Origin of the sequence: Legionella maceachernii (assembly GCF_900167045.1) — a bacterium.
In the GTDB taxonomy this organism is placed as follows: Bacteria; Pseudomonadota; Gammaproteobacteria; order Legionellales; family Legionellaceae; genus Tatlockia; species Tatlockia maceachernii.
The window spans coordinates 99,354-116,732 of the sequence record NZ_FUXJ01000007.1 but is presented as its reverse complement, the minus strand read 5'-3'; the positions used below and the strand labels follow the sequence as shown (position 1 = coordinate 116,732).

Sequence of the window (17,379 nt, the reverse complement as noted above, 5' to 3'; positions counted from 1 at the left end):
TCACCAATTAGGTAAATAAAGTTCCTTTGTTCTTTGGGCCTTAGTCGTAGGTGGCTCATGATTTTGCTGTTTAAGTAAACTACCCCAATTAGTGCGAGCTGCCATCTCTTCTTTGATCTTATTGGGTACAATATCATTGCCATTACGAATTTGCCAACCACCACCCAATGCACGATAAAGAGCCACTAACGCTTTAGGGATATCTCCCCTTGTAGTCGTTAAATCACTCTGGACTTGCAATTGCTCACGTTCTGCAATGAGCACAGGCGTAAAATCAGTTTCACCTTCTGTGAAACGGACCATTGCCAGGCGTGTTGTTTTTACTGCCGCGCTATTCGCCGTCACCAGATAACGCTCCGCCTTTTTAGTCTCGATAAACTGAGTAATATGATCCTGCACTTCTTGTTGTGCCTTTAATACCGCATTGAGATAATCTAAAAGTGCTTGCTGAAAAGCAGCATCTTGCTCACGTACTGCATTGGTAATTTGGCCATAGTTCAAAATGGGCCAATTGAAAGAGGGTCCCGCCGTAACGGTGCGATTCGACCAATGAAAAATATCGGTTAAAGATGAACGACCAATGGTGTTGGCGGCAAAAGCGAACGTCCCTGAAAGCGAAAAAGCAGGATAAAGATTCGCTTTTGTTGCGCCTATTGCTTCAGATTGCGCCACAGCTTCCATCCGTGCTTGATAAATATCAGGTCGTTTCACTAATGTTTCTAGGGGAATTCCCACCGCAACGCTCAATGGAGCTCGAGGAATTCCGCGATTTTTACCTAAAAAACCATCCACTTTATCGGGTGTGGTTCCTAACAATACACCTAACAAATCTTTTTGTTGTTGTAATTGACTGAGTAATTGAGGAATTTTTGCCTGCGTTTGAGATAATTCCGTCTTCGCTTGTTCTACATTGACCAGACTGGTTTGCCCTGCCGAATAACGCGCATTCGCAATATTGAACCCTTCGGTTTGTACTCGAATATTTTGTCGAGTGATGCGAATTAATTCTTCTGTGGTGCGAATATCAATATAAGCGGTAGCAATATCAGAGGTGAGAGAGACTAAGGCCTGATCATAAGCGGCAAACGAAGCTAAGAAAAGCGCGTCATTCGCCAAAATTGCTCTGCGGTATTTCCCCCAAAAATCAATTTCCCAGCTCGCCGTTACTCCCAACGTGTCTGTCCAAAAATTAGATTGTATGACATGCTGTAATGAACCACCGCCAATACGATTGTAAGTCAGACTTCCCATTAAGGCCTGCTTTTGGGGATACAATTCACCCACCGATTGCGCAAGTTGAGCTCTCGCTTTTAAGACATTCACGGCTGCGCTCTGAAGGGTTAAATTATTTTGATAACCTTGATGAATTAAACAGGTCAGGGTGGGATCATGGAAGACTTGCCACCAATTGGCATTCTGAATGGCAGCTTTCTTTATTGTTGGATCGTTAATTAACCACCGTTCAGCCACTTTTTTCTCTGGCTCTTTATAATTAGGTCCAACTAGGCAGGAACTAAGCAGAAAACACAATACTAATATAAAAACCTTTAGCATAGTGCAAGTCCCTTGCCTTTATTGTGTCGTCGTTCAGATACTGTATCACTTAGGGTAAATACGTCAATACGCATGTCGAGATCCACACTGTCATCCGCAGTACAGGAAAGGATCCCCTGAATCAGGCAATAAGTGCTAACAATCATTCACATCTGTCCCTGCATCTAATATTATATAGACTTTCCGAACGGGGCAGCCTACTTATGACGTTAACTTCTTTAAATGCTATTTCTCCCATTGACGGACGCTATCTTAAAAAGACAAGTGCATTGAGTCCCTATTTCAGTGAATTCGCTCTCATTTATTACCGTTTAATGGTCGAAATTCGTTGGCTCGAATCACTGGGCGCTAATAAGGACATCGTTGAGGTAGAAGAGTTTGATAATGATGCCAAAGCTTACTTAGCGGAGCTACTCGTTAATTTTGATGAAGTCGAAGCAGAGAAAGTTAAAGCTTACGAAAAACAGACAAACCACGACGTGAAAGCGGTGGAATATTATCTCCGAGATAAACTCAGTGGGCATGAGGTTTTAAGCCAATATCTGGCTTTTATTCATTTTGCCTGTACTTCTGAGGATATTAACAACGTGGCCTATGCCTTAATGATCAAAGAAGCCATCGCTCAGGTCATTCAACCTACCCTTGCGGAAATTATTGGTAGCATCATGCTCTTAGGCAAACAGCACGCAGATGTCGCCATGTTATCAAGGACGCATGGCCAACCCGCTACACCTACTACCATGGGTAAAGAAATAGTTAATTTTGTCGCCCGCTTAAAGCGTCCGCAGCAGCAGCTCGCTGAAGTCTTAATCCCTGCAAAATTTAATGGCGCAGTTGGCAATTATAATGCACATATTATTGCCTATCCTCAAGTCGATTGGCGCAAGCATTGTGCTAATTTTGTGAGTTCTCTGGGGCTTTCTTTCAGTGCCTATACCACGCAAATTGAGCCGCATGACGGCATTGCTGAAGTATCGCATATCATGATCCGCATTAATAATATATTGCTTGACTTCACTCGTGATATTTGGACCTACATTTCGCTTAATTATTTCAAGCAAAAAACCATTGCCGAAGAAGTCGGTTCATCAACGATGCCTCATAAGGTAAACCCTATCGACTTCGAAAATGCCGAAGGCAATCTAGGTCTAGCTAATGCTCTTTTTAACCATTTTGCTCATAAGCTTACTCAATCTCGTTTACAGCGTGATCTCTCCGATTCGACCGTATTGCGCAATATGGGTGTTGCATTTGCCTACACACTGATTGCTTATCAAGCCATTGCAAAAGGGAATGATAAACTACAAATCAACAAACATGCTTTAAAACAAGATCTTAATGAGAATTGGGAAGTCTTAGCAGAGGCGATTCAAACGGTGATGCGTCGCTATGAAGTGCCTGATGCTTATGAACAATTAAAAGCGTTAACTCGCGGTCAGGGCATTAGCAGCGAGAGTTTGAAAAATTTCATTAAGGCTCTGAACATCCCTGAAGAGGTTAAAATTCAGCTCATGGATTTAACTCCGGAAAAATACACGGGGCTTGCTGCACAATTAGTCAAAGCATTTTCATGAATACCCGTTTATCGCAACAAGGCAAGGCCTTGGAATTTGATGCCTTAGTGATAGGCACTGGACTCGCTGGATTAAATTATTGCTTACAGCTGTTAAAAATACAGCCCAACATCAAGATTGCTTTAGTCAGCAAAGCAGAAGTGGGTGAATGCAATAGTCGTTACGCGCAAGGAGGAATTGCCGCCGCAGTTTTACCTGAAGACTCACTCGAGTCTCACATTGCTGACACATTGCAAGCGGGAGACGGATTATGCTATCAGCCGGCCGTTGAATTCATTATTCGCCAAGGTCCTGAGGTTATTAACGATTTGCTATCCTATTCAATTCCTTTCACCAAATCACCGGATGGTGAGTATGCTTTAGCTAAAGAAGGAGGGCATTCCCATCGACGAATTTTTAATAGCAGCGATCACACAGGCTTAACCGTGACTGAAGCCTTGCTCAAGGCTGTCACCCAACAACCCCAGATCCAAATTTTTGAACACCATATTGCGGTAAATTTAATTAGCCATTACCACCCTCACCGTACAGATAACCAAGGCGAAGTTTTAGGCGCTTATATTCTCGATTGTCATCGTAATCGCATTGACACCTTTGTCGCGCGCTGTGTTGTCCTTGCGACAGGTGGAGCGGGTAAAACCTATCGTTACACGACAAATCCGATGATCGCCACCGGCGATGGTGTGGCGATGGCTTATCGTGCAGGAGCTCGAGTAGGAAATATGGAGTTCTACCAATTTCATCCTACGGTACTCCATCATCACTCGTTAAATAATTTTTTAATCTCGGAAGCAGTCCGCGGTGAAGGAGCCTTGCTAAAAAATGCCGACACAGATGAGCGCTTTATGAAGCGCTATGCACCTCAGCAGCTCGAATTAGCCACACGTGACGTCGTTGCCCGCGCGATTTTCAGTGAGATTGAGCAAAGCCAATCTGGATTTGTGTATTTAGATATTACTCATCAATCCAAATCCTTTCTAAAAAAACATTTTCCGCACATCTACACTACCCTACTCTCTATCGGCATTGATATGAGTCAGGATATGATTCCGGTTGTTCCCGCCGCGCATTATCAATGTGGTGGTGTATTGACAGATGTGGACGGCCGCACTGATTTAAAACGATTATACGCTATTGGTGAGGTGGCCTTTACTGGTTTACATGGGGCTAATCGTTTGGCCAGCAACTCGTTACTTGAAGCGTTGGTCATGGCAAGTAATGCAGCCTGTAGCTCATTAAAAGACATCACAACCCCTAATAAAATCATTGAAACCATTCCTAATTGGAGCTCACCCGGTGAGGTCAATGCACGACGTGCTAGCCAAATTAACGCGCACTGGCGGGGCCTACGCGGTGAAATGACATCTTATGCTGGTATCGTGCGTACTGAAGCAGGTCTGCAAGATCTACTACAATTGATTATGAAACGAAAAAAAATTATCGATGAGTATTATTGGAAACACAGTATTACACGAGATTTTATTGAGTTACGTAATATTGTATTAAACGCAGAACTTATTGTTCGAGCAGCGTTGTCACGCAGAGAATCACGAGGTGGGCATTATCGTGAAGATTTTCCCTTTAAGAATGACAGTCCACAGGAAAGCATTGCGCGCCTTAACTCACCGCAAAACCCTTTTATTTAACGAGGCTGTAACCCATGTTTGATAGTAATTCGACCCATTATCAACCCGAAAAAACCCTCATGCAAATTCGCAATGACATGAGTATTTGTCAGGCCGATTATCCACTGGATTGGTACCAAGAAGAGTTCATTCCTTATGCCGAAGAGTATCAGGCTTTACCGGATCGTAAATTAACCACCGTTCTTGCATGGATGGCACCGTACATGCAAAAAGCGAAAGCACATTTTGGAGATCAATTGCTTCTACTGGCCCATTATTACATGGGCGGAGACATTGTAAGATTAGTCGAGCAATTCGGTGGGCAAATTGGTGATTCTTACCAGCTAGCTTTAATGGCAGCCAATCATCCAGAAAAATCCGTCATTATCGAATCTGCCGTCCATTTCATGGCAGAATCAATTAGTATTCTGGCGAATAATAATCAGCAGGTTTACATAACTAATCCCAAATCGGGTTGTACCATGGAAATGCTAGCCAAAGACTTTATGGTAGAGCCTGCCTTCTTAGATCTGAATGAACGCTATGGTGCGGAAAACATTTTACCGGTTTGCTATATGAATACTTCAGGACGCGTTAAGGCAATGACTGGCGCTCAAGGTGGTGCGGTATGTACGAGCTCAAACGTGAAAAAAATTTTTGAATGGGCGCGAAAACAAAATAAGAAAATCCTTTTCATCCCTGATCGGCACATGGGAGAAAACGTTGCGTACTGGCTAGGTATTCACAACCTTGCCTATTGGCCGGGCGGCACAGCAGGTGCACAATATTCATTGGCGGCTCAATCGCAGGAAACGTTAACGCAATTTGATCAAGCGGAATTAATCTTATTCTCGAGTGAGTGTGCGGTGCATACCCACTATCAACCTGAAATGTGCGACTATTGGCAATCGCAAGGCTATACCACGATTGTACATCCAGAATGCCGCAATACCGTGATTCGCGTTGCCCAGCATTCAGGCTCAACCGCGTTTATTTGGGATTATGTGGTTAATGATAGAGCCAATACTCAGCATTATGCTATTGGCACGGAAAATCACATGGTGGAAAACCTAAAACAGTATTGTAAAAGCCTAGGAATTGAGGTGGTGAATCTTGCCGAAGCCCCTAAAAAAGATCATGAGAAAGGCATGGGTTGTGGCTGTGCTACCATGTCACGCAATGATCCACCGCACTTAGTTGGATTGGTTGATCTTCTAAGACAAGGAAAAGTGATGGCCTACAACGAAGTCAAACCGGGTGATCTAGTCAATGAATTTACCGGCACTCGTCAGCGATTACAAAAAACCGATCAGCAATGGATCATTGATAATGCAAAGAAAGCACTGGAAATGATGATTCTTATCACTGAAGAACGTTTATAAAACTGGTGTCACCCTAGCGAAATCAAGTCCCCTAAACCTAGTATTTTATCTTATCTTGAGTATAAAATGTTGTGTGGTTGGTCATGATCGACAGATCCCCCTCCCTAACGTCAACAAGGAAAAAAGGATGCTAAAACGCGATATTTCTCGGACAAATGTGTTGATCGCTGCGGCTGGCGGCATGATTGGCTCAGGCTGGTTATTCAGCCCCTTTATTAGCGCCCAAATGGCCGGTGCGAATGCTTTAGTGAGTTGGGTTATTGCATCCATTTTCATGTTGTTTATCGCATTACCTCTCTGTGAGCTCGGTGCAATGTTCCCTATTTCAGGAGGCATGACCAATTACCCAAGCTTTACTCATGGCAATGATGTTGGTTTTTTATTTGCTTGGACATCTTGGCTATCTTATGTGGTCATGACCCCCATTGAGATTCAAGCCATCTTGCAATACTCAAGTCATTTCTTTCCTAGCTTAGTATCAAAGGAGGCAGCGACGTTTACTCTTTCAGGGGTGGGTTATGTGGTCGCAACAGGAATAATGCTTTTTGTCGTCCTATTAAACTCCTATGGAATTAAAATGCTGGCCGAATGTAACAAATTCGCGAGTATCATTAAATTTTTAGTTCCCAGCATTGCCATTGTTTCCTTGCTTTATACAGCGCCTTCAATGAGCAATATTCAGTTAAATTTATCGACTAAGGAAGCCTGGGTGCAAATATTTACTGCACTTTCTGCAGGCGGAGTTGCCTTTGCTTTTACTGGTTTTCAAAATGGTTTAATGCTTGCCGGAGAAGTACAAAATCCTCAGCGTAATATTCCAATTGCCATTTTAGGAGCCGTGCTGATTGGTTTTGTCTTGTATTTCATGCTGCAGCTTAGTTTTCTAGCCGCTGTTCCTCAGTCTTATTTAAGCCAGGGTTGGCAGAATTTAAGTTTTCCAGGAGAAAGTGGTCCCTTGGTTGGATTAACTTTACTCGTGGGTTTAGGTGTGGTTGCTATGCTTCTTATGTTTGACGCCGCATTCTCACCCTTTGGTACCACCCTAGTCTATACTGCTGCAACCTCACGTATCCTTTATGGTATGAGTTTAAACAATCATTTGCCTAAATTCTTTACAAAACTCAATCGTCACAAAATCCCTTATATTACCCTTTACGCCAACCTATTGGTCGGTATGCTCTCTTTTTTACCCTTTCCAGGTTGGCAAAAGATGGTCGCCTTTCTCTCTTCTTGCAGTATCTTATCCTATGGTATTGGTCCCATTTGTTTATTGGCTATGCGTAAATTGCAACCCAATCGTGAAAGACCATTTAAACTTTCGGCCAGTCTGTTCTTTTGCCATGCTGCATTCTATGCATGTAATTTAATGTTGTATTGGTGTGGATTTGATATTTTATGGAAACTCGACTTAGCCTTACTGATTGGATTTATCATTAATCTCACCTACCAAAAGCGTAGCCTCACTCATTGGGGCCCCAGCATGTATTGGTTTGCCTTTTATATGATCAGCATGTTGACCGTCTCTTATCTGGGTGCTTTTGGCGGTATTCATCGCCTAGAATTCCCCATCGATCTTTTAATTATTCTACCTATTAGTATCATCGTACTTCATTTTTCTCAATATGTGCTTGTTGATAGCAAAGCGCATGAGGAACTGACTTCAAATCTGATTTTAAGTGAGGCAGCAGAGGGCTAGAAGCACCGAGCGTTCATACCTATTCCAAGAACGGTTGTATTTAAAGGCAAATCAACCGTTCATTAAGAATCAAGCTCACCCCCTGAATGAATAGAAAAATACTAATAAATTAAACCTATTCTTACTTACGCTCTGCGGAATAGACGCTACGAAATGTCAAATTAATTCTTGGCTCATCGACTCGCTTCATTTTCGGTAAAGCATGTTTCCAATAATGTTGGGTTTCTCCATGCATCAACAAAACGGAACCGTGGCGGAGTGGAATCGTAAATGCTGTTTTTTGCTTTTTATGGCGCAAACAAAATTTCCTCACGACGCCAAAGCTTACTGATGCAATGACTGGCTTTTCACCCAGCTCCGGTTCATTATCCGCATGCCACCCCATACTGTCTTGACCATTACGGTATAAATTTGCTAATACCGAATTAAATTCGACACCAAGACGCATTTGTAAGCATGTTTTTATTTCTAACAATACTTCAGTCCATTTTTTGGGGTCATGCTTAACCCCAGAATAATGATAAATGGTTTCTTCATCTCCATACCACGAGACTAATCGAGGTACGGTGATACGCTTACCTAAAATGAGAATCGTTTCTTCTTGCCAATCTATACTCCGTAAAAGAGTATGAAAATAGTAGTCCGCTTTGTCTTTACTGAAAAAAAAGGGAAAGTAATCAAGAGAAAGATTCTCACTACAAATGATCAGATTCTCTTTTTTTGCCAAAACTAAACTCCTAGACGATTAAAACAATGAAAAGCAATTTTTGCGTGAGCAAACAGTTACCAATGGACGGCGGCCTAAAGAGATGATTTTTTCGACCAAAATTGCCAAGGTAGGCGTAGCCGTAACTCAGAATTTCTCCCATTCTTAAGTCGCGGCTGTGCCTATGATAACGTCACAAAGTTTTACTTGCGGAAAGGATTTTTATCTTGAAATCGATTAGATGCAGATTCCGTTCCCATCATTTTACCCTCTGTGGGGTGAGCATTCCCCCGAGGCATATTTAGCTTAGGTTCTGGCATTTTATCTGGAGAAAAATTCATTTTGGGGTCTACTAAAGGTGTGCTTGCTTTGGGTATGGCCATTTTTTCCTCCAGGACCTTCTTTTCAGGCAACCCTGTTTCATGCTTAGAGGAACCTATATTTTTTGCAAGAGGCGGCTTTTTAGAGACTAATGCCACTTTTTTCTTTGGTGCTGCTTTAGCTGCACCCTTTTTCTCCATTGTGGATACTTTTTTTGCTGAAGTGGTTTTCCTTTCCTGTGGAGAAATTTTATGCATAGCTTCCGTTTTATTTTTAGCCGGTTGCGCTTTTTTTGTCGTCAAAGTACTCACTTTCTTTGCCGGGCTTTTTGCATTGGAGGCAGTGGCGGTTTTACTTTGAGTGGAAGCAATTTTAGAAGCAACAGTCTTCGCTTTAGTTTGAGGTTTTTGGCTAGTGGCTTTCATTGCTTTAGTCGAGGATGCTTTTTTTGCTGTTGGCTTACGACTAGCAGGCCTTTCTTCCTCATCTTCTATCTCAATTTTTATTGGTCTAAAGGACTGTCTCGCATTATCGCTCATATCCTTGGATAAGGATAAGAACACGTTTTCAAAAATCTGAAAGGACTTGTGCATATAGTTAAGAATATTGTGACTATTCTCCATTGCAAGAGCGAGCTGTCTATTCAATAATTCTGCAGGCTGATGTAGATTTGATAATTCTTCGGGTCTTAAAAACCTTAAATTTTTTAACGTATTGACGTGAAGTTCCATCATCGCTTGAAATGGTTTCTGCATTTCATTTGATATCATTGTCCAACTCTTTAAATAATCCTGATTCATTTTTTTATCTCCCTATTGTTGCATTGCACTATCTGAGCCTAGCTGATTAATTCAAATTTTGCTAATTTTAATGATTTATTCTTCTACCACACTAAATTCACAGTCTTGCAAAGAGTTGGTACAAACAAAACCACCAAAGGTATAAATCCAACGATAATCTTCTCGCGCAGGAATCATTACTCTGACTTGCCACCAAATGGAATAAAGACCTGTAGCAGTTTTATAAGTACAGGACACGCCTTGTCCCATACCAGCTACTAAAATATTCGCCTGAACAAAGCGAGCATTTTCGTCAGCTTGTGGAGGGTTAGGCGAGAAAGGATTGATTTCCCAAGGGCTAGGTGGTTCCCCCCATTGGAGTGAAGTTGTCTTTGGATCAGGGCAAGTTTTCATTTCAGCTTGGCAGGCGAAGCTGATAAGGCAAAGAATCACACTTGCCCCAATTATTCTATTCATCCCCAGCTCACTCTATTTCAAATAAGAAGGCTATTGCACCATTACAAATGATACTATTTTTAACCAAATGGAAGTGATACACAAGCATCGTAAATAATTTTAATTCTCCCATTGTTTCATAACCCATCTTTGTTATAATGGCCGCCTGTGCCGGGGTGGCGGAATTGGTAGACGCGCCGGATTCAAAATCCGGTGGTGGTGACACCGTGTGGGTTCGAGTCCCACCCTCGGTACCAAATCGATTTTTAGCGTTCTCTAACTCATTTGCGCCTTTTAAATTCGTCACCCAATCGCTGCCAATGATTAAATCTGCCGCCAGATTCTTTGCCCACTGGGGAAGTCAAACTGATCTCAAATTTCCCGGATTCTAATCCTTCAAGCTGTTCTGGTGTTAGTTTACGCACTTGATTTTCAAATTGAGACACCAAGTCTTTAATAAGATCCTCTTTTTTCATGGTTATACCCTCGTACAATAAAAAAGAAACCCAAAACTAGTATAGTACATTCTACGTACATCTCGATAAACACTGCGTCATGAGGGAAAACGGAACCTTCTAACTCTTGGCAATAACCATCTTCGCTGATCCCTCACCACGTTCGAGACGTCATGAAACAGCGATTTCACAGCAAACTATAAACGGGTTGAATCTTCATTTCTCCAAGGAAAACATATCCAATAGTTCTATATAAAACCCAAAGATCATGTTTCGCACTTTTTATGCAAAATTAAGACTAATTTCCTGATTGGAGTTTATAGATTCCGGCATAAAACGTGGGAAGTTGAGAAAAAAGAGAGTTATTTATTCAAAAATTAGATGCATTTACTTTGAATTTCTCTAATAAATTTGCATCGAGCCTAAACAATGTGCTAATGTGCAGAAAAAATACCACTAGGCTAGAAAACGAATGAATCGTCATTTAAAAACCAAGCAGACTGAAGCTGTTTCTTTAATAAGAAACTTATCTGCCTATGGCATTCTCTTTTCTACCCTTTATTCCTTTTCTCTTATTGTGCTTGTAATTACCTGCCTTTCTTTACCCTTGAAGAGGATGATTTTTTGATACGGTCCCTTCAAGGGGACGAGTTCTTAGCGAATCAAAAATATCCTGTTAATCTCAAGTTTGGAGAATACCTATGGGCAAATTTTTTAGCATGAGCAAGGCCTTAAATCGCTCTAGCCAACCGGTAATATACACATTAGACGCACTGTCAATTAAGATAAGACAATTTAAAATGTCAGCAGAACTTCCTCATCTAGGTAAGTTGCTCAAAATAAATGTGACCACGCAATCTGCTCAATCAAAAACTATCCTTGAAGTTGCAGACCAAATATCAAAAAATAATAAAAACAGTTTACTGATTTGGACAACACCAACTCTACGCTTAAAAAGCGAGTATGACGATTGCATTTACCCAGGGCACAACTTTTCATCCGTCATTGACGAACGAGGTGAAATAGCCTGCTCAATGAGTAAAAGACCTGACACAACCTCTATGATTGGAGAGCGTAATTGTGTTCCGGATCCTCGCTTTAAAAATCAAGAAAGAACAACTCGATTATTTTCACCCTGCTATCCTTCTGTTCAAGAAGAAATCTTGCAATGGTTCAAGCGCGCCTCAGCTGTTCCGGAATATCCTCTGTTTATCCATGCTATTCCTATACTTTCTTGCTTAGGATTGAGTATTACTTCATATAGAGATAATGTGGAAAATTTACGAGGTCTGCAAGAGCCTTACACCTTGTTTAGTTTTGTTCATCCTTGCGGTGATCGATATATTCGTGCTGGCAATTGTAATGCTGCAACAGAAAAGTCTATCTTTGGCGTTAATTCAGGCTCTGTTCAAGACCTATCCTGTCAGGAGGCCGCAATGAAACTAGTGACTAGGCTTTTAAAGCAGCCACACGAGTACTTGCATGCCGCTGAGGATTTAGGGCTTACCCAGGGCATTGAACCCTCATCCATTCCCGAAGATCTCTATCACTCTTCTTTTACTTGCTGAAAACAAGATTGGGTGAGCCAAATAGCACCGCTATTCGCTACCTAATCGCCCGAATTCGACTGGGGTTTTAACATAAAAGAGGTTTGCCTTTTCTTCACGAAGAAATTGAATCAATTTATCCGTTTCTTCCTCGGTCACAATCATACTCACTTCAACAGGTTGATCTAAAAGTTCAAAAAAATGTGCGCTATGCACTTTACGATGTTCTCCGAATCCCATTGTGCCCAAAAATGCAGTCGCTCCAGTAATACCACGCTCTCGTGCAACCTCGATGAGCCATTCATAAAGCGGTTTTTTTCCATGTCGTTCATTTTGTTCCATAAAAAATTGCAGCTGATGCCCTTTTTGCATGCCGGCTTCTCCTTTATTGCAGCAAACTCAAACCTCTTTTAATCATTTAATTGTTCTATTAGATAAAAAATCAAATTGACTACAGCACCTTTGCCGTTTGGACTCCCTCTCTTTCTTCAAGAAACTGGTCATGAATAATTTTAGTGCAATTACGGATCTTGATAAGAAAAGGAATAAAACCGAGTGCAAAGATAAACGATAGCTGATACAAACCGACCCACCCTACTCTCATTTGTAACATCGCCGCAATAGGGCCTGAAAAAATACGAGGTAATGCGGCGATAGCAACCAAAAGTGAAAATTGTGTAGCCGTATAAGGTTGTTTCGTAAGCCTCATAAAGAATGCGACCAACGCTGTAGAACCCATTCCTGCGGCGAAATTGTCGCAAACCACGGCAACAGCGAACAGCGATAAATTTTTCCCAACGATCGCCAAAGCGACGAATAAAAGATTGGTTAACGCTTGCAGAAGACCAAACACAAATAAAGCGCGGAATAAGGACCAGCGGATGAGTAAAACTCCGGCAACTAATCCACCTATCAATATGGAACTAATCCCCATCATTTTATTGACATAGCCAATAGTATCAATTGAAAAACCAACACCTTGTATTAAAAAGGGCATGACAATGCCACTAGTGGTTGCTGTAAATGCTTCGCCTAACTTGTAAAATAAGATAAAAAAGAATAGAGGGACGACTCCACGGCGGGTAAAAAGCTCTTTCACAGGCGCTACAACAAACTCAATAAAACCAGTCGTCTGATTCCCTTCGGGTGTGGATGGCTCGCTACTCCATAGCGTTGCTATTACCCCAACGAGCATTAAAATCCCCATGAGACGATAAGTGTAAGCCCAGCCAAGGTGTTTGGCCATAACGAGCGCAAATCCACCAGCAATAAGTAAAGCTAAACGATAACCAAATGTGGCTAAAGAAGCTCCTAACCCATGCTCCTTGGTGGGCAAATACTCCACTCGATGGGCATCAATTGCGACGTCTTGAGTGGCTGAAAAACAGGCGCAAGCAAAGGCAAGAATAGCCATTAATTCTGGAAACTGGTTGGGTGTTAGCCAGGCCATACTATTAAAACCTAGCAGTAATGCCACTTGCATCACTATCATCCAGCTTCGGCGTTTACCTAAACGTAAAAGCGAATAGCGATCAAGTATTGGTCCCCAAGCAATACGATACACATAAGGCATACCGACTAAACTTAACATACCCGTTGCCAAGACAGACATACCTGATTCGGCAAACCAAGCTTGTAAAGTACTGCTGGTAAGCGCTAAAGGAAGCCCTGAAGAAAAGCCCAGCAAAAAAACAATGAATAGGCGTTTGTTCATGCTTAAAACTACTCGATAGAATTTAAATTAGGACTAATCCCAGTCTCATGAGACTGGGATTAGCATTTTATGCGTCAGATTTCTTCACTGAAATCAGATGAATTTTGAAAATTAAAGTTTCATTAGGTCCAATCGGGCCTCCGACACTGCGTGGACCATAAGCCAGATTAGCAGGAATATAGACTTCCCAAGTAGAACCAGCTGGCATTAATTGCAAGGCTTCTGTCCAACCAGGAATCACTTGTGAAACTTTGAAGGTTGCTGGTTTGCCAGTTTTATCAGTAGAATCAAACACTTGACCATCGATCAATTTACCTGTGTATTCCACAGTAACGACGTCTTCCTTAGTAGGTTTAGCACCATCACCGCGCTCAATGATTTTGTACTGTAAGCCGCTTGGTAAGCTAACAACACCTTCTTTTGATTTATTGTCATTAAGAAACGCTTCTCCTTTTGCCTTATTGTCTTCAGCTTTCTTATTGAACTCAGCGCTGCGCTTCATCATGAGATCTTTTTGAAACTTATTTAACACCTCTTTCATTTGCTCATCAGTCAGCAACAATTGCCCGCCGCTCATTCCATCTTGTAAACCTTTTGCCATTGCAGCAGGACTAATCTCTATTCCTTGCTTTTTAAAATTCTTACCTAAATCAGCGCCAATACTGTAAGAAAGTTTTTCTGTGTCTGTAGCCAATGATGTAGCTGGTGCAGAAGTTGCTGTATCAGTGGTAGTAGCGCTTGCAGCTATTGTCGTTGACATTGCCAAACCCATGGCAGCTGCAGCGACCAATCTCATCTTCATAAACAATCCCCTTTTGTCTTTTCAGAATAGAACTTTGCAAAAATGCTCCACCATTCTGCCTAAATTTAAATAAAATTACTAGATTTAAACAATATTTAGCATCAACATACGACCACCTGTTGTTAATGCATGGTTTTCCTTCTAAACTTGACATTATTTAGACACAGAGTTTTGTACCATGAGTATCAGTGTATTTGATTTATTTTCTATTGGTATTGGCCCCTCGAGCTCACACACAGTAGGCCCTATGCTTGCAGCCAATGCTTTTTTGAATTTATTAGAGAAAAAAGAATATTTCAATCAAGTAGCCCGCATTCAAATTGAGCTTTATGGCTCTCTCGCTTTAACAGGTAAAGGGCATGGCACTGACAAAGCTATTTTAAATGGTTTGGAAGGAAAATCACCTGAGACTGTCGCACCTGAAAGTATGGTACCTCGTATGCAAGAAATTATTTCCTCAGGTACACTCAGTCTTGGCGAGAAAAAAACCATTCCTTTTCATGAACAAAGTGATTTTTTACTGTATCAAAAAGAAATATTGCCGAAACACAGTAATGGCATGCGATTTACAACCTACGATAGCTCGGGAGAAGTTCAAATAAGGCAGGTTTATTATTCCATAGGTGGGGGTTTCATAACCACAGAAGAAGAATTTGACAACCCTTCAACAACTGTCGCTCCTCCTCCCTACCCTTTCTCTACTGCACGTGAGTTAATGAAGCTGTGTCAAGACAATCATCTCACTATTGCAGAGTTGATGATGACAAATGAGCTGACTTGGCGCAGCAAAGCGGCAATTCAGCAAGGGATTCTTAGTATTGCCAAGGTCATGAATGAATGCATTGAAAATGGCTGCAAACATCCAGGGATTTTACCCGGTGGATTAAATTTAAAGCGACGCGCCCCAGATCTCTATAAAAAACTCATTGAACACAAAGGAGTAACCAGCGTTTTTGAACAGTCGGACATCATGAATCGACTCAATTTATATGCTATGGCCGTGAATGAAGAAAACGCGGCTGGCGGAAGAATTGTCACAGCACCTACCAATGGTGCGGCAGGTATTATTCCCGCTGTTCTTAAATATTGCCAAGAAGCGCATGATCGCCTCAATGAAGAAGATATCTATACTTACTTTTTAACCGCTGCAGCAATCGGCATTCTCTATAAAGTAGGTGCTTCGATTTCAGGTGCTGAAGTCGGTTGTCAAGGCGAAGTGGGTGTTGCTTCATCAATGGCCGCAGCGGGCTTAACTGCTGTGCTGGGTGGAACTATTGCACAAATAGAAAATGCAGCTGAAATTGCGATGGAACATCATCTGGGCATGACCTGTGATCCCGTTTTAGGCTTAGTTCAAATTCCCTGCATAGAACGAAATGCAATGGGCTCAGTGAAAGCAGTGAATGCTTCACGAATGGCCCTTATAGGTGATGGTCAACACCAAATTTCATTAGATAAGGTGATCAAAACCATGAAAAAAACAGGGGAAGACATGCAAAGCATCTATAAGGAAACTTCCTTAGGTGGCTTGGCAGTGAATCTTCCCGAATGTTAAAGAGCTCTATTCCATTAGGTTCTGGCTATGCGGGATATTTTTTCTCTTGAAAGCACATTGATCAGCAATAAACCCACGATCATCAACCAAGTCCCTGTGAGAATTTCCGCAAAAGCCTGCAAAGGCCTATTACTCAGATAGCCCATTATCATGACAGCCAATGTCGCTGTGGACATATTGATAAAACTCATCATTGAAGAACAACTGGCCTTATCCGTTAACGCGTTCGAAGCAATCAATGAGCCACCTGCAAACAATAATCCCCCAAACAAATACAGGGCGAAGGTGCTTAAGAAAAACCAAGCAGTGGAAGTGGAATTGCAATCCATCATCATTAAAATGCTTGCAATGCCTAATGCACAACCCGTTAAGCCCATCATAACCACTTGAGCAGCAACCATTCGGTTTAATAGCACTTTAGCCCACAAACCACCCAGTAGCATGCCTAACATGTTGAGTAAATTCCAATAACCGTATTGCGCAGCAGAGATACGTAATACCTCATTAGCTATCTGAGGCCCTGCGGCTGAAAAGCAATAACCAATTACAGAGCAAAGACCTACTACTAAAGCGTAAACGACTAAAGTTCTTGAAGAGAGGGCTATCTTATAGCTGTGCAGAATGGCCTTTAAATGCATGGGTTGTGGCTTTTTCAAGGTTTCACTAAAAATCTGCGTCCCCCAGAGCATCACCACTCCATGAATAAGTAAAAACAGGAAACAGTATGTCCAATTCCAATATTCAGTCATCAATCCGCCTAAAGTGACAGCTAAGCCAATTCCAAAAGTAAACGATAAGATGGTATAAGACATGGCTGTTTTTCGTTGCTTTTCAGCCAACCACTCATTAATCAACATGAAAGTGCATGACAAACCACTCGCAGCTCCTAAAGCACTGACTAACCGCCCCGCGATCAGTAACCAATATGCACTGAATGCTAAACCCAATAGACAGAGCAAAATTCCACTTAAATTAATCAATAATCCAATACGCAAGGCATAAAGCCTACCCCAACGATTGGCAAGTGGTCCATAAATTAATTGACCAATGACATAACCGATAAGAAAAGCAGAAATCATCCATTCAACTTGTCCCGTTCGTAAACCAAACTGGATTTGAATAAAGGGCAAGGCTGGGGTCACAATAGCCGCTGAAAAAGAAGCAATTGAAATATAGCTAAGTAACCAGGCAACCCGGAGATTTGAAATCATAA

15 protein-coding genes and 1 tRNA gene are annotated in these 17,379 nt (G+C 41.7%); 7 read left to right on the top strand and 9 right to left on the bottom strand.

Annotated elements, in window-relative coordinates; genetic code table 11:
• The gene (locus tag B5D33_RS07505) at positions 1–1,554 is read right to left on the bottom strand and encodes an efflux transporter outer membrane subunit (RefSeq protein WP_058451047.1); all 1,554 of its coding nucleotides are present in this window, start codon (positions 1,552–1,554) and stop codon (positions 1–3) included.
• 203 nt (positions 1,555–1,757) lie between these two features.
• Here B5D33_RS07505 and purB point away from each other — a divergent pair, with 203 nt between their 5' ends.
• From purB to B5D33_RS07485, 4 genes are all read left to right on the top strand, one after another.
• Entirely contained in the window at positions 1,758–3,128 is a 1,371-nt protein-coding gene (gene purB / locus B5D33_RS07500) for an adenylosuccinate lyase (RefSeq protein ID WP_058451046.1), read from the top strand.
• Positions 3,125–4,774, top strand: coding sequence for an L-aspartate oxidase (nadB, locus tag B5D33_RS07495; protein WP_058451045.1), 1,650 nt, complete (start codon positions 3,125–3,127; stop codon positions 4,772–4,774). The genes purB and nadB overlap by 4 nt, the downstream gene beginning before the upstream one ends.
• A gap of 14 nt (positions 4,775–4,788) precedes the next feature.
• Positions 4,789–6,135, top strand: coding sequence for a quinolinate synthase NadA (gene nadA, locus B5D33_RS07490; protein WP_058451044.1), 1,347 nt, complete (start codon positions 4,789–4,791; stop codon positions 6,133–6,135).
• 127 nt (positions 6,136–6,262) lie between these two features.
• Positions 6,263–7,831: an APC family permease gene (locus B5D33_RS07485; RefSeq protein ID WP_058451043.1), complete on the top strand. Its 1,569-nt coding sequence runs from the start codon at positions 6,263–6,265 to the stop codon at positions 7,829–7,831.
• 121 nt (positions 7,832–7,952) lie between these two features.
• Here B5D33_RS07485 and B5D33_RS07480 read toward each other — a convergent pair whose 3' ends face one another.
• From B5D33_RS07480 to B5D33_RS07470, 3 genes are all read right to left on the bottom strand, one after another.
• On the bottom strand, positions 7,953–8,558 hold the full coding sequence (locus B5D33_RS07480) for an alpha-ketoglutarate-dependent dioxygenase AlkB family protein (RefSeq protein ID WP_065239967.1): 606 nt from the start codon (positions 8,556–8,558) through the stop codon (positions 7,953–7,955).
• Between the two features lie 182 nt (positions 8,559–8,740).
• On the bottom strand, positions 8,741–9,658 hold the full coding sequence (locus B5D33_RS16610; protein WP_065239966.1) for a hypothetical protein: 918 nt from the start codon (positions 9,656–9,658) through the stop codon (positions 8,741–8,743).
• 75 nt (positions 9,659–9,733) lie between these two features.
• Positions 9,734–10,114 (bottom strand): DUF3757 domain-containing protein, encoded by a 381-nt coding sequence (locus tag B5D33_RS07470; protein WP_058451042.1) that lies wholly within the window; start codon positions 10,112–10,114, stop codon positions 9,734–9,736.
• 149 nt (positions 10,115–10,263) lie between these two features.
• Between B5D33_RS07470 and B5D33_RS07465 the strand changes: the two genes are divergently transcribed.
• Positions 10,264–10,350 (top strand) — tRNA-Leu (locus B5D33_RS07465).
• 24 nt (positions 10,351–10,374) lie between these two features.
• On the opposite strand, the gene B5D33_RS07460 is transcribed toward B5D33_RS07465, so the two are convergent.
• Positions 10,375–10,569: a hypothetical protein gene (locus tag B5D33_RS07460; RefSeq protein WP_058451041.1), complete on the bottom strand. Its 195-nt coding sequence runs from the start codon at positions 10,567–10,569 to the stop codon at positions 10,375–10,377.
• 680 nt (positions 10,570–11,249) lie between these two features.
• Here B5D33_RS07460 and B5D33_RS07455 point away from each other — a divergent pair.
• The gene (locus B5D33_RS07455; protein ID WP_058451040.1) at positions 11,250–12,116 is read left to right on the top strand and encodes a hypothetical protein; all 867 of its coding nucleotides are present in this window, start codon (positions 11,250–11,252) and stop codon (positions 12,114–12,116) included.
• A 30-nt stretch (positions 12,117–12,146) separates the two neighbouring features.
• Here the strand turns inward: B5D33_RS07455 and B5D33_RS07450 are convergent, their stop codons facing one another.
• From B5D33_RS07450 to B5D33_RS07440, 3 genes are all read right to left on the bottom strand, one after another.
• Complete coding sequence (locus B5D33_RS07450; RefSeq protein WP_058451039.1) at positions 12,147–12,467, bottom strand: DUF190 domain-containing protein; 321 nt, start codon at positions 12,465–12,467, stop codon at positions 12,147–12,149.
• A 79-nt stretch (positions 12,468–12,546) separates the two neighbouring features.
• Positions 12,547–13,809: an AmpG family muropeptide MFS transporter gene (locus B5D33_RS07445; RefSeq protein ID WP_058451038.1), complete on the bottom strand. Its 1,263-nt coding sequence runs from the start codon at positions 13,807–13,809 to the stop codon at positions 12,547–12,549.
• 67 nt (positions 13,810–13,876) lie between these two features.
• On the bottom strand, positions 13,877–14,611 hold the full coding sequence (locus B5D33_RS07440; protein WP_058451037.1) for a BamJ family beta-barrel-assembly machinery protein: 735 nt from the start codon (positions 14,609–14,611) through the stop codon (positions 13,877–13,879).
• Positions 14,612–14,789: 178 nt separating this feature from the next.
• Between B5D33_RS07440 and B5D33_RS07435 the strand changes: the two genes are divergently transcribed.
• Positions 14,790–16,166: an L-serine ammonia-lyase gene (locus tag B5D33_RS07435; RefSeq protein WP_058451036.1), complete on the top strand. Its 1,377-nt coding sequence runs from the start codon at positions 14,790–14,792 to the stop codon at positions 16,164–16,166.
• Positions 16,167–16,180: 14 nt separating this feature from the next.
• Here the strand turns inward: B5D33_RS07435 and B5D33_RS07430 are convergent, their stop codons facing one another.
• Complete coding sequence (locus tag B5D33_RS07430; protein ID WP_058451035.1) at positions 16,181–17,377, bottom strand: MFS transporter; 1,197 nt, start codon at positions 17,375–17,377, stop codon at positions 16,181–16,183.
• Between the last annotated feature and the right edge of the window lie 2 nt (positions 17,378–17,379).